This is a genomic window from Streptomyces sp. NPDC036984 (assembly GCF_055607665.1).
Map to the genome: position 1 here is coordinate 172,162 of NZ_JBVJRL010000013.1, position 19,405 is coordinate 191,566.

Annotated in this window: 16 protein-coding genes; 11 read left to right on the top strand and 5 right to left on the bottom strand. The window is 73.1% G+C overall.

What is annotated here, in order from left to right:
- Positions 1–3 precede the first annotated feature (3 nt).
- The 8 genes from ACZ7DL_RS23855 to ACZ7DL_RS23890 all read left to right on the top strand — a co-directional run bounded on the left by ACZ7DL_RS23855 (position 4) and on the right by ACZ7DL_RS23890 (position 8,223).
- Entirely contained in the window at positions 4–954 is a 951-nt protein-coding gene (locus ACZ7DL_RS23855) for a Zn-ribbon domain-containing OB-fold protein (protein ID WP_470776794.1), read from the top strand.
- Positions 951–2,021, top strand: a complete 1,071-nt coding sequence (locus tag ACZ7DL_RS23860) for a thiolase domain-containing protein (protein WP_470776796.1) — start codon at positions 951–953, stop codon at positions 2,019–2,021. The genes ACZ7DL_RS23855 and ACZ7DL_RS23860 overlap by 4 nt, the downstream gene beginning before the upstream one ends.
- On the top strand, positions 2,018–3,184 hold the full coding sequence (locus ACZ7DL_RS23865; protein WP_470776797.1) for a thiolase domain-containing protein: 1,167 nt from the start codon (positions 2,018–2,020) through the stop codon (positions 3,182–3,184). Before ACZ7DL_RS23860 ends, ACZ7DL_RS23865 begins: the two co-directional genes overlap by 4 nt.
- Before the next feature lie 117 nt (positions 3,185–3,301).
- Positions 3,302–3,544, top strand: coding sequence for a DUF397 domain-containing protein (locus ACZ7DL_RS23870; RefSeq protein ID WP_470776799.1), 243 nt, complete (start codon positions 3,302–3,304; stop codon positions 3,542–3,544).
- 160 nt (positions 3,545–3,704) lie between these two features.
- Complete coding sequence (locus ACZ7DL_RS23875; protein ID WP_470776801.1) at positions 3,705–4,607, top strand: universal stress protein; 903 nt, start codon at positions 3,705–3,707, stop codon at positions 4,605–4,607.
- Positions 4,608–4,805: 198 nt separating this feature from the next.
- Entirely contained in the window at positions 4,806–6,044 is a 1,239-nt protein-coding gene (locus ACZ7DL_RS23880) for an extracellular catalytic domain type 1 short-chain-length polyhydroxyalkanoate depolymerase (RefSeq protein ID WP_470776803.1), read from the top strand.
- A gap of 171 nt (positions 6,045–6,215) precedes the next feature.
- The gene (locus tag ACZ7DL_RS23885; protein ID WP_470776805.1) at positions 6,216–7,667 is read left to right on the top strand and encodes a 3-hydroxybutyrate oligomer hydrolase family protein; all 1,452 of its coding nucleotides are present in this window, start codon (positions 6,216–6,218) and stop codon (positions 7,665–7,667) included.
- A 58-nt stretch (positions 7,668–7,725) separates the two neighbouring features.
- The gene (locus tag ACZ7DL_RS23890; RefSeq protein WP_470776807.1) at positions 7,726–8,223 is read left to right on the top strand and encodes a hypothetical protein; all 498 of its coding nucleotides are present in this window, start codon (positions 7,726–7,728) and stop codon (positions 8,221–8,223) included.
- Positions 8,224–8,242: 19 nt separating this feature from the next.
- Here ACZ7DL_RS23890 and ACZ7DL_RS23895 read toward each other — a convergent pair whose 3' ends face one another.
- Both ACZ7DL_RS23895 and ACZ7DL_RS23900 read right to left on the bottom strand, forming a co-directional pair.
- Complete coding sequence (locus tag ACZ7DL_RS23895; RefSeq protein WP_470776809.1) at positions 8,243–10,213, bottom strand: N-acetylmuramoyl-L-alanine amidase; 1,971 nt, start codon at positions 10,211–10,213, stop codon at positions 8,243–8,245.
- 309 nt (positions 10,214–10,522) lie between these two features.
- On the bottom strand, positions 10,523–11,668 hold the full coding sequence (locus ACZ7DL_RS23900; protein ID WP_470776810.1) for an aminoglycoside phosphotransferase family protein: 1,146 nt from the start codon (positions 11,666–11,668) through the stop codon (positions 10,523–10,525).
- A gap of 331 nt (positions 11,669–11,999) precedes the next feature.
- Here ACZ7DL_RS23900 and ACZ7DL_RS23905 point away from each other — a divergent pair, with 331 nt between their 5' ends.
- A complete protein-coding gene (locus ACZ7DL_RS23905; RefSeq protein ID WP_470776812.1) occupies positions 12,000–13,496 on the top strand; it encodes a DNA-binding protein NsdB in 1,497 nt (498 codons plus the stop codon).
- A 129-nt stretch (positions 13,497–13,625) separates the two neighbouring features.
- On the opposite strand, the gene ACZ7DL_RS23910 is transcribed toward ACZ7DL_RS23905, so the two are convergent.
- Positions 13,626–15,056: a PP2C family protein-serine/threonine phosphatase gene (locus tag ACZ7DL_RS23910; protein WP_470776814.1), complete on the bottom strand. Its 1,431-nt coding sequence runs from the start codon at positions 15,054–15,056 to the stop codon at positions 13,626–13,628.
- Positions 15,057–15,404: 348 nt separating this feature from the next.
- On the opposite strand from ACZ7DL_RS23910, the gene ACZ7DL_RS23915 reads away from it, so the two are divergent.
- Positions 15,405–15,818 carry an SsgA family sporulation/cell division regulator gene (locus ACZ7DL_RS23915; protein ID WP_470776815.1) on the top strand — a complete coding sequence of 138 codons (414 nt, stop codon included), beginning with the start codon at positions 15,405–15,407 and terminating at the stop codon, positions 15,816–15,818.
- A gap of 260 nt (positions 15,819–16,078) precedes the next feature.
- Here ACZ7DL_RS23915 and ACZ7DL_RS23920 read toward each other — a convergent pair whose 3' ends face one another.
- Positions 16,079–17,104 (bottom strand): Gfo/Idh/MocA family protein, encoded by a 1,026-nt coding sequence (locus tag ACZ7DL_RS23920; RefSeq protein ID WP_470776816.1) that lies wholly within the window; start codon positions 17,102–17,104, stop codon positions 16,079–16,081.
- A 115-nt stretch (positions 17,105–17,219) separates the two neighbouring features.
- A complete protein-coding gene (locus tag ACZ7DL_RS23925) occupies positions 17,220–18,314 on the bottom strand; it encodes a baeRF3 domain-containing protein (RefSeq protein WP_470776818.1) in 1,095 nt (364 codons plus the stop codon).
- Between the two features lie 170 nt (positions 18,315–18,484).
- Here ACZ7DL_RS23925 and ACZ7DL_RS23930 point away from each other — a divergent pair, with 170 nt between their 5' ends.
- Positions 18,485–19,264, top strand: a complete 780-nt coding sequence (locus tag ACZ7DL_RS23930) for an alpha/beta fold hydrolase (RefSeq protein ID WP_470776820.1) — start codon at positions 18,485–18,487, stop codon at positions 19,262–19,264.
- Positions 19,265–19,405 lie beyond the last annotated feature (141 nt).

Consider the following 19,405-nt stretch of genomic DNA (forward strand, 5'->3'; position numbering starts at 1 on the left):
CCGATGCCCGAAGTCCTCTCCGCGCCACTCGTCGTCGAGTTCCCCTTCACCCGCTCCCTCGGCCCCGTCCAGAGCGCCTTCCTCACCGGCCTGCGCGAACGGGTCGTGCTCGGCGTGAGGACCACCGACGGCCGTACCCTCGTCCCGCCCGTCGAGTACGACCCCGCCACCGCCGAGGAGATCCGCGACCTGGTGGAGGTCGCGGCCACCGGCACGGTCACCACCTGGGCCTGGAACCACGCCCCCCGCCGCGGCCAGCCCCTCACCACCCCCTTCGCCTGGGTCCTGGTCCGGCTCGACGGCGCCGACACCGCCCTGCTGCACGCCCTCGACGCCCCCGGCCCCGAGGCGCTGCACACCGGCATGCGGGTGCGGATCCGCTGGGCCGAGGAGCGCACCGGCGCCATCACCGACATCGCCTGCTTCGAGCCCTACGACGGCGAACCGGAGCGACCCGGCGGCCACAGCGGTGAGTTCGCGGACCCGCTCACCGGGATCGTCGCCCACGCCCGCCTCGACTACACCTACTCACCCGGCCGCGCCCAGTCCGCCTACCTCGAGGCCCTCTCCGCACGGCGGACCGTCGGCGAACGCTGCCCGACCTGCCGCAAGGTGTACGTCCCGCCGAGGGGTGCCTGCCCCACATGCGGTGTGGCCACAGCGGAACAGGTCGAAGTGGGTCCCCGGGGCACGGTCACCACCTTCTGCATCGTCAACATCAAGGCTGCACATCCGGCGAACCTCGACATGGAAGTGCCGTACGTCTACGCGCACATCGCCCTCGACGGCGCCGACCTCGCCCTGCACGCCCGGATCGGCGGCATCCCCTACGACCGGGTGCGCATGGGCCTGCGCGTCGAGCCGGTGTGGACCGAGGGCGCCCGCCACCCCGACCACTACCGGCCCACCGGCGAACCCGACGCCGACTACGAGACGTACAAGGAGCTGCTGTGACCAGCGAAGAAGCCCCCGGCCCCCGGGACGTCGCCGTCGTCGCCTTCGCGCAGACCGACCACCGGCGCTCCACCGAGGAGTCCTCCGAGGTCGAGATGGTCATGCCGGTGCTGCACGACGTCCTGGCCCGAACCGGCCTGAAGACCGCCGACATCGGGTTCACCTGCTCCGGCTCCAGCGACTACCTCGCCGGCCGCGCCTTCTCCTTCACCCTCGCCCTCGACGGCGTCGGCGCCTGGCCGCCGATCTCCGAGTCGCACGTCGAGACGGACGGCGCCTGGGCGCTGTACGAGGCCTGGACCAAGCTGCTCACCGGGGACGCCGACACCGCGCTCGTCTACTCCTACGGCAAGTGCTCACCCGGTTCCGTCCGCGATGTGCTCACCCGCCAGCTCGACCCGTACTACCTCGCCCCCCTGTGGCCCGACGCGGTCGCCCTCGCCGCCCTCCAGGCACAGGCCCTCATCGACGCCGGGCACACCGACGAACCGGCCCTCGCCGCCGTCGGCGCCCGCAGCCGCGCCGACGCCACCGCCAACCCCCACGCCCAGCTCACCGGCCCGGTACCGCAGGGCGACTACGTCGTACGGCCGCTGCGCACCGGCGACTGCCCGCCCGTCGGCGACGGCGCCGCGGCCGTGATCCTCGCCGCGGGGGAGCGGGCCCGCCGGCTGTGCGAGCGGCCCGCCTGGATCCGGGGCATCGACCACCGCATCGAGGCCCACGGCCTCGGCGTGCGCGACCTCACCGACTCGCCCTCCGCCCGGCTCGCCGCCGAACGCGCAGGCGCCTTCGAACGCCCCGTCGACACCGCCGAGTTGCACGCGCCGTTCAGTGCGCAGGAGGTGGTCCTGCGCAGTGCGCTCCGGCTGGACGACAGCGTCTGCGTCAACCCCTCCGGCGGTGCCCTCGCCGCCAACCCGGTGATGGCCGCCGGACTCATCCGCATCGGCGAGGCCGCCGCCCGCATCCACCGCGGCGCCTCCGACCGCGCCCTCGCCCACGCCACCTCAGGACCCTGCCTCCAGCAGAACCTGGTCGCCGTACTCGAAGGGGATCCCCGATGAGCAAGGAGCCCGTGGCCGTCACCGGGATCGGCCAGACCAGGCACGTGGCCGCCCGCCGGGACGTGTCGATCGCCGGACTCGTCCGCGAGGCCGCCGGGCGTGCGCTCGCCGACGCGGAGTTGACGTGGGCCGACATCGACGCCGTCGTCATCGGCAAGGCGCCCGACTTCTTCGAGGGCGTGATGATGCCCGAGCTGTACCTCGCCGACGCGCTCGGCGCCGTCGGCAAGCCCATGCTCCGGGTCCACACCGCCGGCTCCGTCGGCGGGTCCACCGCCCTGGTCGCCGCGAACCTCGTCGCCGCCCGCGTCCACGGCACGGTCCTCACCCTCGCCTTCGAAAAACAGTCCGAGTCCAACGCCATGTGGGGCCTGTCCCTGCCCATCCCCTTCCAGCAGCCCCTGCTCGCCGGGGCCGGCGGCTTCTTCGCCCCCCATGTGCGCGCCTACATGCGGCGCAGCGGTGCCCCCGACACCATCGGTGCCCTCGTCGCCTACAAGGACCGGCGCAACGCCCTCAAGAACCCCTACGCCCACCTCCACGAACACGACATCACCCTCGAAAAGGTGTTGGCGTCACCCATGTTGTGGGACCCCATCCGCTACTCCGAGACCTGCCCGTCCTCCGACGGCGCCTGCGCCATGGTCCTCACCGACCGCGCCGGAGCGGCCCGCGCGCCTCGGCCGCCCGCGTGGCTGCTCGGCGGTGCCATGCGCAGCGAGCCGACCCTCTTCGCCGGCAAGGACTTCGTCTCCCCGCAGGCCGGCAAGGACTGCGCCGCCGACGTCTACCGGCAGGCCGGCATCACCGACCCGCGCCGGGACATCGACGCCGCCGAGATGTATGTGCCGTTCTCCTGGTACGAGCCCATGTGGCTGGAGAACCTGGGCTTCGCCGCGGAGGGCGAGGGCTGGAAGCTCACCGAGTCCGGGGTGACCGAACTCGACGGGGACCTGCCGGTCAACATGTCGGGCGGGGTGCTGTCCACCAATCCCATCGGCGCCTCCGGCATGATCCGCTTCGCCGAGGCCGCCCTCCAGGTGCGCGGACAGGCCGGAGCACACCAGGTCGACGGCGCCCGCAGGGTGCTCGGGCACGCCTACGGCGGCGGCTCGCAGTTCTTCTCCATGTGGCTGGTGGGCGCCGAGCCCCCCGCGACGTGACGGACCGGCCGCGGACGTCCGGCCGGACGGCGCGAAGGTCGTCCCCGCGTGCCCTGTCGGCCGTAGCGGCCGGTCGCTAGGCTGGCCCGCGGACGACGAACCGGGAGGAGCACGGACGTGGCCGAGAGCACCACCCAGCAGCAGCCGCTCGCGGGCTGGGACAAGCCGGAGCTGGACCTCAGCAGGGCCGAGTGGCAGTCCAGCAGCCGAGGCCTGGGCGATGTCCAGATCGCCTTTGTGGAGGGCTTCATCGCGATGCGCAACAGCGGCCGGGCGGAGAGCCCGTCCCTGATCTTCACCCCCGCCGAATGGGGCGCCTTCGTCTCCGGCGCGCGGGAGGGTGAGTTCGACCTCACCTGACCCGCCCTCGGCCTCCTCCGGCGCCGCACCCGGACCTCACCTGAACCGGGGGTGTTGCCGCCGGATTTCCGGACACGCGAGCGGCAGTGCCCTGCCCGGGCCGGACCTGAGCGAGGCTGGCCCCAGCAAGGGGAAGGTCGTGTTCCGGAGGTGAGGAAGCATGAGCGCTGCGCCGGTCGTCGCCGCGGTCGACGGGTCCGCGGACAGCCTGCGCGCCCTGGACTGGGCCCTGGACGCCGCCCGCCGCCGTACGGCACCGCTGCGGGTCGTGCACGTACGGCAGTACGCGGCCTGGGGCCAGGCCGACGTGCTGGTCGCCGCGCCGCCCGAGGCGGAGGGCGACCCGGTGCTCGACGAGGTGCGCACCCGGCTCGCGGGCCGTGCCGGGGACCCGGCCGTGGAGTACGTCGCCCTGGAGGGGGTACCGGGCGCCGTCCTGCCCGAACTGGGCGCCGACGCACAGCTGTTGGTGCTCGGCTCGCGCGGCCGCGGCGGCTTCGCCAGCCTGCTGCTCGGCTCCAACGGCCTCGCCGCCGCCCGGGACGCCGAGTGCCCGGTCGTCGTCGTACCGCGCCCGGACCGCGAGGTGCACGGAGACGGACCGGCCGAGCCCGGTCCCCGGGTGGTCGTCGGTCTGCACGCCGACAGCCCCGACGAGGCCCTGCTCGCCTTCGCCTTCGCCGAGGCCGCCCTGCGTGACGCCCGGCTCCAGGTGATCGCCGCCTACCCCTGGCCGGTGCAGACCTGGTCCGCGCCCGGACAGCTGGTGCCGCCGCCGCTCGACCAGGACGCCGTGGCGAACGAGACCCGAGCCCTCGCCGAGGGCTTCCTCGCACCGCACCGCGCACGGCACCCCGAGGTCCGCGCCGACGCCGAGGCGCTGCCCGGTGACGCGGCCGGCCACCTGGTCGCCGCATCCAAGGACGCCTACCTGGTCGTCGTCGGCCGGCACCGGCGGCGGCTGCTCGCCCCGGCCCGCATGATGGGCTCGGTCACCCAGGCCGTGCTGCTGCACGCGGCGAGCCCGGTCGCGGTGGTACCGCCGGCTCCGCCTGAGGACTGAGGCCGGCACCAAGCCGCCTAGCACACCCCACAGCGCCCTGCAATCCGTCCGGTGCCGACCGAGACACCTACGGCTGTGGTGCCCGGCGCCATGGTGCCCGGACACACCCCGAATCTATGGTTCCGCCACCCCCGGCACTCCAGGCGCCGTCCCCGCGCGGGAGCGGCCGGGACCCGTGTGTCCACCGAAGGAGCCGCCATGCCCCTGCCCTTGTCCAGCACGGCACCCGGAGCACCACCCCGCGCCCGCCTCCTGCTCCGTCTCCTCGCCGTCCTCGCCGTCGTCCTCGGCACCGCACTCGCCGGGCCCGTGCCCGCCGCCCGCGCCGCCGTGACGCTCACCAGGGTGAGCGACTTCGGCACCAACCCGGGCGCGCTGACCATGTACGTGTACCGGCCCGCCGACCTGCCGGCCCACCCGCCGGTCGTGGTGGCCCTGCACGGCTGCACACAGAGCGCCCAGGTCTACGCGGACAACTCAGGCCTGCCGCAACTCGCCGACCGGAAGGGCTTCCTGCTGGTCCTCGCCGAGACCGGCACCGCCAACAACCCCAGCAAGTGCTTCAACTGGTTCCAGAGCGCCGACAACCGGCGCGGCCAGGGCGAGGCCCTGTCCCTCCGGCAGATGGTGAGCCATGCCGTCACCGCCTACGGCGCCGACCCGGGGCGGGTCTACGCCACCGGGCTGTCCGCGGGCGGCGCGATGACCGCGGTCATGCTCGCCGCCTACCCCGACGTCTTCTCCGCGGGCGCGGTCGTCGCCGGGCTGCCCTACGACTGCACGAAGGACAACAGCCCCTACACCTGCATGAACCCGGGCGTCGACCTCAGCCCGGCCGCCTGGGCGCAGCGCGTGCGCGACGCCTACGCGTCGTACACCGGGCCATGGCCGCGCACCGCCATCTGGTACGGCGACCAGGACACGACGGTCGTCCCGCGCAACGCCACCGAACTGCGCGACCAGTGGACGGCACTGCACGGCCTGTCCCAGACCCCCACCCGGACGAGGAGCATCGGGACCGACGCCACCCGCCAGGACCAGTACCTGGCCGCCGACGGCACGGTCGCCGTCGAGGTCGACCGCGTCCCCGGCATCGGGCACGGCACTCCGGTCGACCCCGGCACCGGCAGCGAGCAGTGCGGCGCCACCGCAGCCCCGTACTTCCTCGACTCGATCTGCTCCAGCCGCTGGATCGCCCGCTTCTTCGGCCTGGACACCTCCGACCCGGGCGGCTCGGATCCGGGCGGCGGCACCGCCGCCTGCTGGACGGCGGGCAACTACGCCCAGGTGCAGGCGGGACGGGCCACCACCAGCGGCGGCTACACCTACGCCACCGGCTCCCACCAGAACATGGGCCTGTACAACACGTTCGTCACCCACACCTTGAAGGAGTCGCCCACGGGCTACTTCACCATCGCCGACACCGGCTGCCCCTGACCGGACGTCAGCGCCCGGAACCGGCCGCCATGGTGCCCGACGCCCCTGAACGGGCCGTCATCATGGCGGCCCCACACATGTCCGGAACCACCACACCACCCCTAGCCTCCAGCGCGTCCCCAGCCCGCCGTGGCGCCGCCCCGGCTCCACCCAACCCGCCGGAGGATCCGCATGCTTCCCCACCGCCCGACTCACCGCCGGCCCCACCCCACCTCACCACCCGGCCGCCCGGTCCGCCGTACCCTGATGGGCGCGCTGGCGCTCGCCGCCGTCTGCTCCCTCCCTGTCACCCCGGCCGGCGCGGCACCCGCCGGCCCGGGGACACCGGGCGCGCACTGCGCCGGCCGCGCCCAGCTGACGGTGCCCGGAGCCGCCCGCGCGCAGGCCGACTGCCTGGACGAACTGACCACCGCCGGGACCGTGGCCTCCGGCCACACCGACCCGGCCGACTATGCGGGGCTCACCCCCGAGGATCTGCCCATCCCCAGCGGCGTGGCCGGCATCCAGATCGACGGCTACTTCCCGGACGGCTCCACCACCAACACCAACCACGGCTGGCACCACGACTCCCAGTTCGTCATCCGGCTGCCCGACCACTGGAACGGCGGCCTGGTGGTCGCCGGGACCCCGGGCAACCGCGAGCAGTACGCGAACGACCGGGCGATCGCCGACTGGGTGCTCGCCCGCGGCTACGCCTACGCCGCCACCGACAAGGGCAACACCGGCACGGCCTTCTACCGTGACGGCCGCCGTCCCGGCGACGCCATCGCCGAATGGAACACCCGCCTCACCCAGCTGACCCGCGCCGCCCGCACCGTCGTCACCCAGCGCTACCACCGGCCCCCGGCCCGCACCCTGGCCACCGGCATGTCCAACGGCGGTTACCTGGTGCGCTGGCAGCTGGAGCACCACCCCGGGCTGTACGACGGCGGCGTCGACTGGGAAGGCACCCTCTGGCGTGCCGACGGCCCCCACCTGCTCACCTTCCTGCCGGCCGCGCTGCGCCACTACCCCGCCTTCGCCGCCGGCGGCCCCCAAGCCGCCGAGGCCGCGGAGGCACTGCACCGGGCCGGCTTCCCGGCCGGATCCGAGTTCCTCTGGCCGTACCACCACCGGGTCTACTGGGACCTCACCCAGCGCATCTACCGGGAGGAACTCGACCCCGGCTACGACGGCGACACCGAGGCCGGCACCCCGTACTGCGTCTCCGGCACCCCCTTCTGCGACGCCGACTACGCCTATCCGGGCCGGCCCGCCGTCCACCGGGCGGTCGACCGCATCGCCCTCACCGGACACATCGGCAAGCCGCTGATCACCCTCCAGGGCACCCTCGACGTGCTGCTGCCGATCAGCCAGGACTCCGACGTCTACGCACGCATGGTCCGGCAGGCCGGCCGCGGTTCCCTGCTGCGCTACTACCGCATCGAGGACGGCACCCACACCGACGCGCTCGCCGACGCCTTCCCCGACAGGCTCCGCCCGATGGTGCCCTGCCACCGCTCCGCCTTCACGGCACTGGAACGCTGGATCGCCGGAGCGGGCCGCCCGCCCGCCGGCCACACCGTCGCCCGCCCGGCCGGCGCGGACCCGGCGACCCTGCTCACCAGCTGCCCGCTGGGCTAGATGATCTTCCGGGCGCCCGCAGGTCACCCACCGGGGCACGGGCACGTACCATGGCCGCATGTCGTTCCTCCGCCGCCGCAGCGCGACCCCCGCCGGACCCGACTTCGACGTGCTGGCCATGGACCCGGGCGACTGGCCGGGCAACCTCGGCGCGGGTCTGCTGCCCGCCCCCGACGGCACCTGCCAGGGCGTCTTCCTGCGCTACGACCTGTTCGGCGGACGCGGCCCCGCCATGATCATCGGCAATCTCCCGGAGGGATCCCCGGCCCGCGAGGTCGCCGAGGGAGAGATCCCCTTCGAGGTGGGACAGCTGCTGGTGGCGCTGGAGAACGACGAGGAGATCACCGTCGTCGGCACCGAGGACACCCCGGTGCTCCAGGGCGACAACCTCCTCATCGTGCGGCGGCTGAAGCTCTCCGAGAGCCGGATCTCCTGCGTCCAGTTCGACCGCAGCGACGGTGTCCTCGTCACCATCGCCGCCTGGGACCGCCCCATCACCGACGACCTGTACGCCCTGCTGAAGCCGCTCCCGGCGGAGCTTTTCCAGCAGGGCTGAGACACCGCCCGGCCGCGGCTCAGCCGGCCGATCCCTCGAGCGTCACATCCGCGGCGCGGACGAAGCCGACCCGGTGGCCGTACTGGATCTCGTAGTACAGGTCCGTGCCCACCACCACCCGGTGCGAGTCGGTGGTGAAGGTGACCGCGTAGTAGTACTCGCCCGGCACCTCGTCACCGACCACGTACTTCTGCCCGGCCGGGATCGTGTAGGGCAGCGGAACCACCGACTGGGCGGGTACGCCCGCCGGGTACGCCTCCTTCTCCGGGTAGGCACGGCCGTACACCGGGACGCTCGCCAGGCCGTCCCTCGGCGTCACCACGAGGCCCTTCGCGGGCACCGCCGCGGGCTCCTCGCGCGGGTTGTGGAACCATGCCTTCTGGCCCAGGTACCAGATGGCCGTCCAGTCGCCCCAGCGGTCGGCGACCGCGTACTGCTGGCCGGTCGAGACCCGCGAGGACAGATCGTTCACCCCGTCGGTCGGGTCCTTCTTCAGGCCGATGTCCTTCACCAGCGGGGCGGTCACGTCATGGTCCGTGTACAGCCGCACCTCGCTGGAGCCGTGCGCGGTGCAGGGCTCGCCCTTGGTGGTGCAGCCGGTGTACACGGGCCGGTTCGAGGCGTAGTCCGGCAGGATCGTCACCGCGCCGGCGTGCCGGCCGGCCGTGCGCTGGAACGGGTGGCCCAGCAGCCGGAAGTAGTGCCGCCAGTCCCAGTACGGGCCCGGGTCCGTGTGCATGCCCGGGATGGTGGAGGCGGTCGGCCCGGGCACGTTGTCGTGGCCAAGGACGTGCTGCCGGTCCAGCGGGATGTCGTAGGTCCTGGCCAGGTAGCGCACGAGCCGCGCCGAGGACCGGTACATCGCCTCCGTGTACCAGGCGTCCGGGCTGGCGAGGAAGCCCTCGTGCTCGATGCCGATCGACTTGGCGTTGACGTACCAGTTGCCCGCGTGCCAGGCGACGTCCTTCGCCTTGACGTGCTGGGCGATCAGACCGTCGGTGGAGCGGATCGTGTAGTTCCACGACACATAGGTGGGGTCCTGGATCAGTTTCATGACCCCCTCCCAGGCGCCCTCCGTGTCATGGATGACGATGTACTTGATGCTCTGTGACGCCGGGCGGTCGCCGAGGTCGTGGTTGCCGTAGTCGTTGTCCCCGAACTCCGCGTACGGCGCGGGGACCGACGCGCAGGACACCGACTTCGGGCACTCGGTGCCGTCCGTCGGCAGGGTGCGCAGGCCGGCCCGCTGCAGCGGGGCGGTGTCGGCGGTGAGCCGCGGCTGGGCGGCCAGGGCGACCAGCTGGCCGTCGTCCGTGGTGCGTTCCTCGCCCGTGCGTAGTACGTCGTACACGTCGTCGGCGTACGCGGCGGCGGTCGCCGTGTCGTCGGCGCCGGAGAACCGGGCGACCGCGCCGTACCAGTCGGCCGGGTCGGTGCTCGGCGGCTCGCCCAGCTCCTTCTGCGCGGCGGCGAGCAGCGCGGCGCCGCCGGCCACGTTCGCCGCCGGGTCGGTGCGCAGCTCGCCGGCCGGAATGCCGGTCAGCTCCGCGGCCTTCGGCAGCGTCTTCAGGCGGGCCGGAAGCGCCGCCTCGGCCGGCGCCTCGACGGTGGGGTGCAGCGCGGCCCGTGCGGTGTCGCCCCGGGCGTCCTCCGCGCCGTCGGCGAAGTGTTCCGTGGTGGCGATCGCGGTCCGGGCGTCGGTGAGGTGCATGGGGCCGTAGCCGCCGATCACGCTCGGCGCGCCGCCGTGCGAGTCCCAGCGGGACTGGAGGTAGGAGACGGCCAGCAGAACGCTCTGCGGCACGTGGTGATCGGCCGCCGCGGTGGCGAAGGCGTGCTGGAGCCGGTGCGCGGAGGAGTCGGTGGCGGTGTGGGCCGGGGCCGCGCCGAGCAGGGGCAGCAGCAGGGCGACGGAGGCGAGCGGGACGGCGGTCCGCCGCAGTCGTCTGTGACCGGGTGTGGATGTGGGGTCGGTGGCGGATCCTCGCAATGCGGCCTCCTGTGACGGGCGGAGCGTGGCGGGGCGTGCGGCGCCGAGCTGGGTCAGTGGTACCGGCTTGCCGACGATCCGTCAATGATGCGCACCAACAGGCGATTTCCCACGTCACGAGGGTTTTCGGGCGAGTTTCGCGGCGGCGGTGCGCGGGCCTGCGAGGCGTCACTGGCATACACCAGTGGGCGCGCCGGGCGCGCCGGGAGAAACGGGCTCCAGGGCGGGCCTCCCGGGCCGCATGCGCCAGAGAGACGAAGGTCCGCGGTGCGCCGCCGCTCAGGGCGCACCGCGGAGCCGTCGTCCCCGTCAGCGAGTGCCGACCGCCGCGCGGACGGCCCTGCGGGCCATCTGGCAGTCGTCGTGCAGCCGCCTGAGCAGCAGCCGCTGTTCCTCGCCGGACGGCGCAGCACCCGGGTGGGCCGTGCCCGGTGCCGCCGGGGCCGTGTCGTGCATCGAACGCTGCACGGCCGTCTCGTACGTCCGGATCTCCCGGGTCAGCAGGAGCATCAGGTTCACCAGGAAGGCGTCCCGGGAGGCCGGGCCCGCCGACTGGGCGATCTGGCTGATCTGCCGACGGGCCACCGGCGCGTCCCCGAGGACCAGCCACAGCGTCGCCAGGTCGTAGCCCGGCAGATACCAGCCCGCGTGCTCCCAGTCCACCAGCACTGGACCGGCCGGTGAGAGCAGGATGTTCGACAGCAGGGCGTCGCCGTGGCAGAACTGGAGCATGCCGTGCCGGCCCACCTCGTGGGCGATGCCGTGCAGCAGCTTCTGGAGGTCGCCGAGGTCCCGGTCGGTGAGCAGGCCCAGCTCGTGGTACCGGGAGATCCGGGCCGCGTAGTCCAGGGGCATGTCGAAGGTGCCCGCCGGCGGCCGCCAGGCGTTCAGCCGGCAGATCGCGCTGAGCGCGCCCCGGATGTCCGCGCGGGGCGGCGCCTCCGTCGGATGCCGCTGGAACGCCGCCGTCCGGCCCGCCATCCGCTCGATCACCAGCGTGCAGTTGTCCGGGTCCGCCGCGATCAGCCTCGGCACCCGGACCGGCGGCCGGTGCCGGACGAACGAGCGGTATGCGGCTATTTCGTGGCGGGCCCGCTCCGCCCAGGCGGGCGAGTGGTCCAGGAGACACTTGGCGACGGCCGTGCTGCGCCCTGTCGTCCCGACGAGGAGGACTGACCGTCCGCTGCGCCGCAGGACCTGCACCGGGGCGAACTCCGGGCAGATCCGGTGCACCGAGGCGAGCGCGGTGCGCAGCTGCGCGCCCTGGGGGCCGGACAAGTCGAGTCTCCCGCTGAGTGGTTGGGCCCCGGGCTGGCCCGGGATCCGCCGGGGCCGGCCAACGACCGGCACGGGTCCGCCCGGTCGCGCCGCCGGGTCGAGATACGGCCCGCCGCCCGCCGGGCGGGAGCGCAGCGGCCGGGGCGGGGCGGACACGGAGGACGATGCTGCGTACATGGGAGATACAGATCCCTTCGTGTGCCTGCGGTGCCTGCCTGTACGTCCGCGCTCCGAACCTCTGCTCCGGGTGTGACCCGTGAGCGTGGTTTCGAGAGCGTGCGCCCACCCGGCCCGGTCGTCCGGGCACACCCTGGGGAATGTGCCCGTCATATGCGGCCACAGGGGCCGTCCATGGGAGGTGGCGACCGGGTCGGGGTGGCTCGTTCCTACCTGACACCCGATGCCCAGTGGCACACCATCTGGCGGACCCTGGCGAACCCTGGCGAATAGTCGCCCGGCAACCTCCACCGGGCTACTGTCAACTCAGCCGAGAACCTGGGGGCTTGACGTGAGCGGACAACCCAACACCCGCCTTGCGGACCTGTTCGGCCTGGCCGGCTGGTCCAAGGGCGAACTCGCGAGACTGGTCAACCGGCAGGCGGCGGCCATGGGCCACCCCCAGCTGGCGACCGACACCTCCCGGGTGCGGCGGTGGATCGACACGGGAGAGATCCCGCGCGATCCCGTGCCGCGGGTGCTGGCGGTTCTGTTCACCGAGCGTCTCGGCCGTGTCGTGACCATCGAGGACCTCGGTCTGGTGCGGCACGGGCGTGCGGGGAGACGGCAGGGCGACGGGATCGAGGAACATCCCGACGGTGTGCCGTGGGCGCCCGAACGGACCGCCGCGGTCCTCACCGAATTCACGGGAATGGACCTCATGCTCAACCGACGCGGCTTGGTGGGCGCGGGTGCCGCGCTCGCCGCGGGATCCACACTCAGCAGCGCCATGTACGACTGGCTGCACACCGACCCGGCCCTGAAGGCCGACGCCCCTGTTCTCGACAACCCCCTGCACGCCGACCCCGCCGGGTTCGACCGCTACGAGGCCGCCCCCATCGGGTCGCAGGAGATCGAGGAGCTGGAGCGCTCGGTCGAGGTGTTCCGTGCCTGGGACGCGGCCCGTGGCGGCGGGCTCCAGCGCAAGGCGGTCGTGGGTCAGCTGAACGAAGTGGGCGGCATGCTCGCCTACCACCATCCACCCCACCTCCAGCGGCGCCTGTGGGGCGTCGCGGCCAACCTCGCCGTCCTCGCGGGCTGGATGTCACACGACGTCGGTCTGGAGCCCACGGCGCAGAAGTACTTCGTCATCGCCGCCCACGCCGCCCGGGAGGGCGGGGACCGGCCGCGCGCCGGCGAGGCGCTGTCCCGGGCGGCCAGGCAGATGGTGCACCTCGGCCGGCCGGACGACGCCCTGGACCTGATGAAGCTCGCCCAGTCCGGCGCCGGCGACCGGCTTCAGCCGCGGACGAAGGCGATGTTCCACACCATCGAGGCCTGGGCGCAGGCGTCGATGGGCAAGGGCCAGGCGATGCGCCGCACGCTCGGGCAGGCGGAGGACCTCTTCGTCTCCGACCGGCAGGACGTCGAACCGCCGGACTGGATGCAGACCTTCAAGGACGAGGATCTGTACGGCATGCAGGCGCTCGCCTACCGCACACTGGCGGAGTTCGATCCGAGTGCGGCCGTGCACGCCCAGTACTACGCGGACAAGGCCCTCGCCCTCCGGGTCGACGGACGGGAGCGGTCGAAGATCTTCGACCATCTCTCCATGGCCTCGGCCTGCTTCATCGCCGACGACCCCGAACAGGCCGACCGCTACGCACGGCTGGCCCTGATGTCGATGGGCTCGAACTCCTCCCGTCGCACCTGGGACCGGCTGCGTCAGATGTACCGGCTGACCGCGGAGTACGCGGGCTATCCGAAGATCCACCAGCTGCGGGAGGAGATCAGGCTCGTCCTGCCCAGGCCGAGGGCCAAGCAAGACGGCAACAGCGCACAGGCATAGGGGGGCCTGTGCGCCGCGCGATCCAACGGGTCGTATTCCGCGGTGACCTCGCGGTCGGTTCATGCGCTCAACGGGGCCGGTTCATGCCGTGATCTGGCGGTCGGTTCTTCCCGTCACCGCGCGGTCGGGTCACGCCGTGACCTTGGCGACGAGCACACAGGCGTCGTCCTCGCGCCCGGATCCGCCGAACTCCTCGACGACCGTGCGCACACAGTCCTGGGCGGTGCGCGCCGCGTCGAACCGTGGGGCGAGGCCGAGCAGCCGGTCCGCGGCCGCCGTCCCGCTGTGGCCCGACAGCAGCCCGTCGGTGTGCAGCAGGAGCAGGTCGCCCGGTTGCAGGGTGACGACGGACTGTCCGTAGACGGCGCCTGAGGAGGCGCCGAGGAGGACGCCGTCCGGTGTGTTCAGCATGCGCCCCGTCCCGTCGCGGTACAGCAGCGGGGCGGGGTGCCCTGCCTGCGCCCACACCAGGGTGCGGGTCTCGGGCCGGTAGCGGCAGCAGACGGCACTGCCGAGGGCGGGCTGTACGGTGGCGTCGAGTAACTGGTTGAGCATGGTGAGCAGCCGGCCGGGCTCCGCCCCGCCCATCGCCATGCCGCGTACGGCACCGAGCAGCATCGCCATGCCGGAGGCGACGGCCACGCCCTGTCCGGTGAGGTCGCCGACGCTGAGCAGGGTCTGCCCGTCGGACAGCTCCAGCGCGTCGTACCAGTCCCCTCCGAGCAGCGTCTCGGTCGCGGCCGGCAGGCGGTGGGCGGCGAGGTCGAGGGTCCCCGGCCCCTGCTGCGGGAGTCGCAGGGAGCCGCGCCATGGTGGTAGCACGGCTTCCTGCAGCTCTACCGCGATCCGGTGCTCGGTCTGCTCGCGCCGGCGGTGCCGGTGCAGCGAGTCACGGGTCTCGCTCACCGTCCGCTGGCTGCGGCGCAGTTCGCTGACGTCGCGCAGCACGGCCCACATGGAGGTCGTGCCGCCGTCGGCGCCGAGCACGGGTTCGCCCATCATGTGTACGGTCCGCGTCGAGCCGTCGGGCCGTACGACGCGGAACTCGCCGTCGATCGGCTTGGCGTCGACCAGGCAGTCCGTCACCATCGCGGTGAGTTTCGGCCGGTCCTCCTCCAGGATCAGCGAGGGCAGCTCGTCCAGGGTGAGGGCCGGGCGGGCCGGGTCGAGGCCGAGGATCTGGTAGAGCTCGCCGGACCAGCAGGCCTCGTCGGTCAGCAGGTTCCACTCGGCGCTGCCGACACGGCTGAGCAGCGCACCGCGCGGGGCGGCGGCCGGCGCGGGCCGGACGGCGGGCGGCTCGGCGGGTTCTGCCGGGGCGGGGGCCGGGCCGTCCCGCAGCTGGGCCAAGTGCGCGTCCAGGTCGTTCAGTTCGTGCAGGGCGAGGTCGTACAGGGCGCGCTGCCAGCGTTCCTCAGGGTCCGCACCGTCACTCCGGGTGTCCCGCCGCACGGCGTCCACGTCGCCCTTGAGCCGCCGCGTCTGCGTGATGAGCGCTTCGACCGAGCCGCGTCCGGGTGGCTGAGCGGCTGGGCGGTCCGCGGAGACTGGGGACGGCATGACGCACTCCGATGGGGGGGACGGTACGGCGGGGACGACGGGGGGACCGCTACGACTCTGGCACAGCCCGCGACGCCCTGTAAGGGATTTGGCAACACACGATACGGTGGTGCTTCCGGCATATGCCAGAGTCTTCCCGGAGTGATCCGGTGGTACGAATGACGTACGCGCTGCGGTGTCCAAGTCGTATGCCACTTACGCGAGTTGAGCCAGACAGGTCACCTGGGGGCGGCGCTCAATCGGATGTTCGACGCTTCTCTGTTCCAGGCGTCGAAGAGCGGCCGGTACCTGCCGAACTCTGACCGGATTTGGCGGCATGTGACGGGGCGCCGCCGACTCCTTAAAGGCATGGACATCACCGTCGAACAGTTCGCACTGGCCCGGCTCGTCACCGCCGAGGACCGGGAGGTCCCGGTGTCGGCCACGCTCCGCTACTCCGCGGGCGATCCCCTCGCCGTGTTCGTGGACTTCCCGGCGGAGGCCGCCCTGCACGGCGAGGAGGTCACCTGGACCTTCGCGCGCTCCCTGCTCGACCAGGGGCTGCGGGCCCCGGCCGGCCACGGGGACGTGCAGATATGGCCGTACGGCCGCACCCGGACGGTGCTGGAGTTCCACTCGCCGCACGGCATGGCCCTGCTGCTGTTCCAGGCGTCGACGCTGCGCCGCTTCCTGCTGCGCACCCACGAGGTGGTGGCGTGCGGGCAGGAGGACGTGGCGCAGGTCGTGGAGCGGGGGCTGAGCGCCCTGTTCGGCGGGGTCTGAGCCGGCCGCGGGCCGGCGCGGGGGCGTCCCGGGCCCGACTTTGACTCTTGTTCACTCCCGCCTCGCTGCCGGAGATCCCTGGCAGTGCCCGGACTCGTCGGCGAGCTCCGCACGGGTATGGACCCCGACGATCACCGCGGGCGCCCTGGCGCACGGTGTGCCGCAGGGGACCTCGTGCAGCGAGGACGGGGCGACCGTCGACTCCGACGCGACCTGGTCGCGCCGGTTCACCGGGCACCTGGAGACGGGTGCCGCCGGCGTCAGCGGCTGACCCCGGTGTACAGGTCCGGGCGCGAGGCGAGTTCGACGGCCACCCGGCCGCCGGTCTCCAGCGCCCGGACCCCCGCCTCGGCGACCACGGACGCCGCGTAGCCGTCCCAGACTCCCGGTCCGGTGACCTCCCCGCGCCGGGTGGCGTCGACCCATGCCTGCACCTCGCGGTCGTAGGCGTCGGCGAAGCGGACGAGATAGTCCTGCGCCACCTCCTCGCGGGCACCGCCCGCGGTGGTGACCACCATGGTGTGCTCGTCGCCGATCCGGGCGCTGCCCGCCTCGCACACCGCCTCACAGCGCACCTGATAGCCGAAGCCGCAGTTCACGAAGACCTCCACGTCCACCAGGGCGCCCCGCTCGGTCTCGAACAGCACGAACTGCGGGTCGAGCAGGCCCGCCGGCGCGCCCGCGGACGGCGTGGGCCGCAGCACGGTGACCGCCGTCAGCTCCTGGCCGAGCAGCCAGCGGGCCGCGTCGATCTCGTGCGAGACCGAGCTGTTGATCAGCATGGCGCTGGTGAAGCCGGCGGGGGAGGAGACGTTGCGGTGTGTGCAGTGCAGCATGAGGGGCCGGCCCAGACTGCCGCCGTCCAGCAGGGCCTTGAGCCGCCGGTACTCGGCGTCGTAGCGGCGCATGAAACCGATCTGCGTCAGCCGGCGGCCGAGCCGCGCCTCCGCCTCCATGACCCGCAGCGCGCCGGCGGAGTCCGGCACCATGGGCTTCTCGCACAGCACCGGCAGCCCGCGGGTGAACGCGGCGAGCAGTGCCTCCTCGTGCGCGGGCCCGGGGGAGGCGATCAGGACCGCCGCCACCCCGGGCGCGTCGAGCGCGGCCACCGGGTCCGTGTGCACGGTGACCCCGGCCAGGCCGGCCACCGCCTCCTCGGCCCGGTCGCGTTCGGGATCGGCCACGGCCGCGACCCTGGCACCGCTGATCACTTGGTCGACACGGCGTATATGGTCGGCCCCCATGTGGCCGGCGCCCAGTATCGCCACCCCCAGCAGGTCACCCATATACGCGCTCCCTCCCGTCGGCGCTCGCCGGCGATCACGCCGTAGCGTACGCCGACGGGAGAGGGGACCGGCGGGCGGCAGGACGCGTCAGGGTCCGTGAGGGCGCCCGTGCCCCTCAGTACCGCAGCACTCCGGCGATGCCGTCCGCGTCGCCCAGGGTGCCGTCGGGGACGAAGCGGACGTCGGCGCCGGTCTCCAGGCACTGCTCGACGATCTCGTCCACGATGTCCTCGCGGGCGTCCAGGTCCCCGAGCTCGGCGGGCAGCAGATGCTCGCCGACGTCGCGGACGGTCGCGCGGTAGTTCTCCTCCACGGCCAGCAGCCGGACCCGGCCCTCCCGGGCGCTCTGCCACAGCTCGTCCAGGCCGGCCGCGAAGGTCCGGTGACCGCGGGCGGAGGTCAGTTCCCGGACCACGGAGCCGGTGTCCCGCGCCGCCTCCTCCTCCAGGACCGGCCGGAGGGCCTGCCACACGGCGTCGGGGCCGGCGTGCGTGAGCCCGCCGTGCCGCACGTGCACCGCGGACTTGGCGACGCTGCCGACCTCGTCCAGCAGGGAGAGCGCGGCCTGCTCGCCGGTGACGTAGAGGGGGCGGGGCTGGTCGCGCAGGACCGTGCTCATCGCGGTGTCCGCCTCGCGCAGGAACTGGCGGGTGCCCTCGTCGCGGAAAGTGCTCGGCTGGTCGCCGATCTGCATCAGCCGCTCGGCGTCGAAGTTCTCCCGGACGTGGATCAGCGGAAAGCCGCCGGAGTGGTCCTCGACGACGCGGTCGGGGCCGCCGCTCCACAGCGTGACGCGGTCGGCGGAGAGTGACATCACCCAGAACGGCCGTTCGGCGGCCTGGGCGGCGACCAGGTTGCGCGTGAGGAAGGTGTCCGAGAGCACCACCCGCTCGGGGACTCTCCGGGCCAGGGACCAGACCTGGTGCTCGCCCGGCGCGGCGAAGATCGCCAGGCCGTCCTCGGCGTGCGTCAGGTCCACCTCCGCCAGGGCGCGGTCGAGCTGTGCCACGACCTCGGCGCGTCGCTCGCGGGTGACGGCGGGGTCGGACTCCAGGCGCTTGCGCGCCTCGGTCACCATGTTGCGCAGCCGGACCGGATCCTGGCCGCCTCCGCGTTCTCGACGGTGCGTCGGGGTCAGTACGGAGACCGCCGGGTAGGGGCGCGGGCGCCGCAGTTCGGCGAGGGTCGCGGGACTCAGTGCGTGCTCCATGACAGCACGATAGGGCGGATTCACCTGTCCGGCATTCGGGGTAATCCGGACTCATGTGACCATGCCCGGCCGCCATGGGAATTCCCTGGCGAAGGCCGGTGACGCGGGGCCGTGCGGCCGGTTACCGTACCCGTCAGTAACCAGTCCGTACCGCACCCCGGGAGGCCCCCATGCCGCAGCTCGACGTCGACGGAGCGACGCTGACGTACGACGACGAGGGTCCCCGCGACGCGGTGGAGGTGCCCCTGGTGTTCGTGCACGGCTGGACCGCCGACCGGCACCGCTGGGACCACCAGATGACGCACTTCTCCGCCCGGCGCCGGGTGGTCCGGCTGGACCTGCGCGGGCACGGGGAGAGCACGGGCGCCGGGGTGCGCACCATCGCGGAGCTGGCCCAGGACGTCCTCGCGTTGCTCGACCACCTCGGGATCGAGCGCTGCGCGCTGGTCGGCCACTCGATGGGCGGGATGATCGCCCAGACCATCGCGCTCGCGCAGCCGGCGCGGCTGGAGCGGTTGGTGCTGGTCAACTCCATCGGCCGGATGACGTACAACCGCGGCCGGGGCCTGCTGATGGCGGCCTCCACGCTGGTGCCGTTCAAGCTGTTCGTGGCCGCCAACATCCAGCGGGCCTTCGCGCCCGGGTACCCGCGCGAGGAGGTGCGGGCGCACATCCGGGCCTCCGCCGCCACCTCGCGCGAGGTCGTCATGACGCTCTACGGCGCCATGCGGGCCTTCGACGTCCTGGACCGGGCCGGCGAGATCTCCGTACCCACCCTGATGGTGCACGGTTACCACGATGTGCAGCTGCCGGTGCGGCAGATGCTCCGGATGGCCAAGGCCTATCCCGACGCGGTCGTGCGGATCCTGGACGCGGGGCACGAACTGCCGGTGGAGAAGCCGGCCGAACTCACCGGGGCTTTGGACTCGTTTCTGACCGCGAAGGCGTGACGCGCGAGCTGCTTGAGGAAGTTTTTGCTTGTGGCCGGTTTCTTTCCGCCCCGGCCCGGTGGCAGGTCCATCCGCTGATTTTGCTGAGGCAAAACGCGGCCGAAACCGTGGGGGCAGGGGGCCGGCCCGTGTTGCGGCCGC

Coding starts and splice junctions, on each gene's coding strand:
- ACZ7DL_RS23855 (WP_470776794.1), top strand. CDS start 4: ATGCCCGAAGTCCTCTCCGCGCCACTCGTCGTCGAGTTCCCCTTCACC.
- ACZ7DL_RS23865 (WP_470776797.1), top strand. CDS start 2,018: ATGAGCAAGGAGCCCGTGGCCGTCACCGGGATCGGCCAGACCAGGCAC.
- ACZ7DL_RS23875 (WP_470776801.1), top strand. CDS start 3,705: ATGAGCGCTGCGCCGGTCGTCGCCGCGGTCGACGGGTCCGCGGACAGC.
- ACZ7DL_RS23880 (WP_470776803.1), top strand. CDS start 4,806: ATGCCCCTGCCCTTGTCCAGCACGGCACCCGGAGCACCACCCCGCGCC.
- ACZ7DL_RS23885 (WP_470776805.1), top strand. CDS start 6,216: ATGCTTCCCCACCGCCCGACTCACCGCCGGCCCCACCCCACCTCACCA.
- ACZ7DL_RS23890 (WP_470776807.1), top strand. CDS start 7,726: ATGTCGTTCCTCCGCCGCCGCAGCGCGACCCCCGCCGGACCCGACTTC.
- ACZ7DL_RS23900 (WP_470776810.1), bottom strand. CDS start 11,668: ATGTACGCAGCATCGTCCTCCGTGTCCGCCCCGCCCCGGCCGCTGCGC.
- ACZ7DL_RS23910 (WP_470776814.1), bottom strand. CDS start 15,056: ATGCCGTCCCCAGTCTCCGCGGACCGCCCAGCCGCTCAGCCACCCGGA.
- ACZ7DL_RS23915 (WP_470776815.1), top strand. CDS start 15,405: ATGGACATCACCGTCGAACAGTTCGCACTGGCCCGGCTCGTCACCGCC.
- ACZ7DL_RS23920 (WP_470776816.1), bottom strand. CDS start 17,104: ATGGGTGACCTGCTGGGGGTGGCGATACTGGGCGCCGGCCACATGGGG.
- ACZ7DL_RS23925 (WP_470776818.1), bottom strand. CDS start 18,314: ATGGAGCACGCACTGAGTCCCGCGACCCTCGCCGAACTGCGGCGCCCG.
- ACZ7DL_RS23930 (WP_470776820.1), top strand. CDS start 18,485: ATGCCGCAGCTCGACGTCGACGGAGCGACGCTGACGTACGACGACGAG.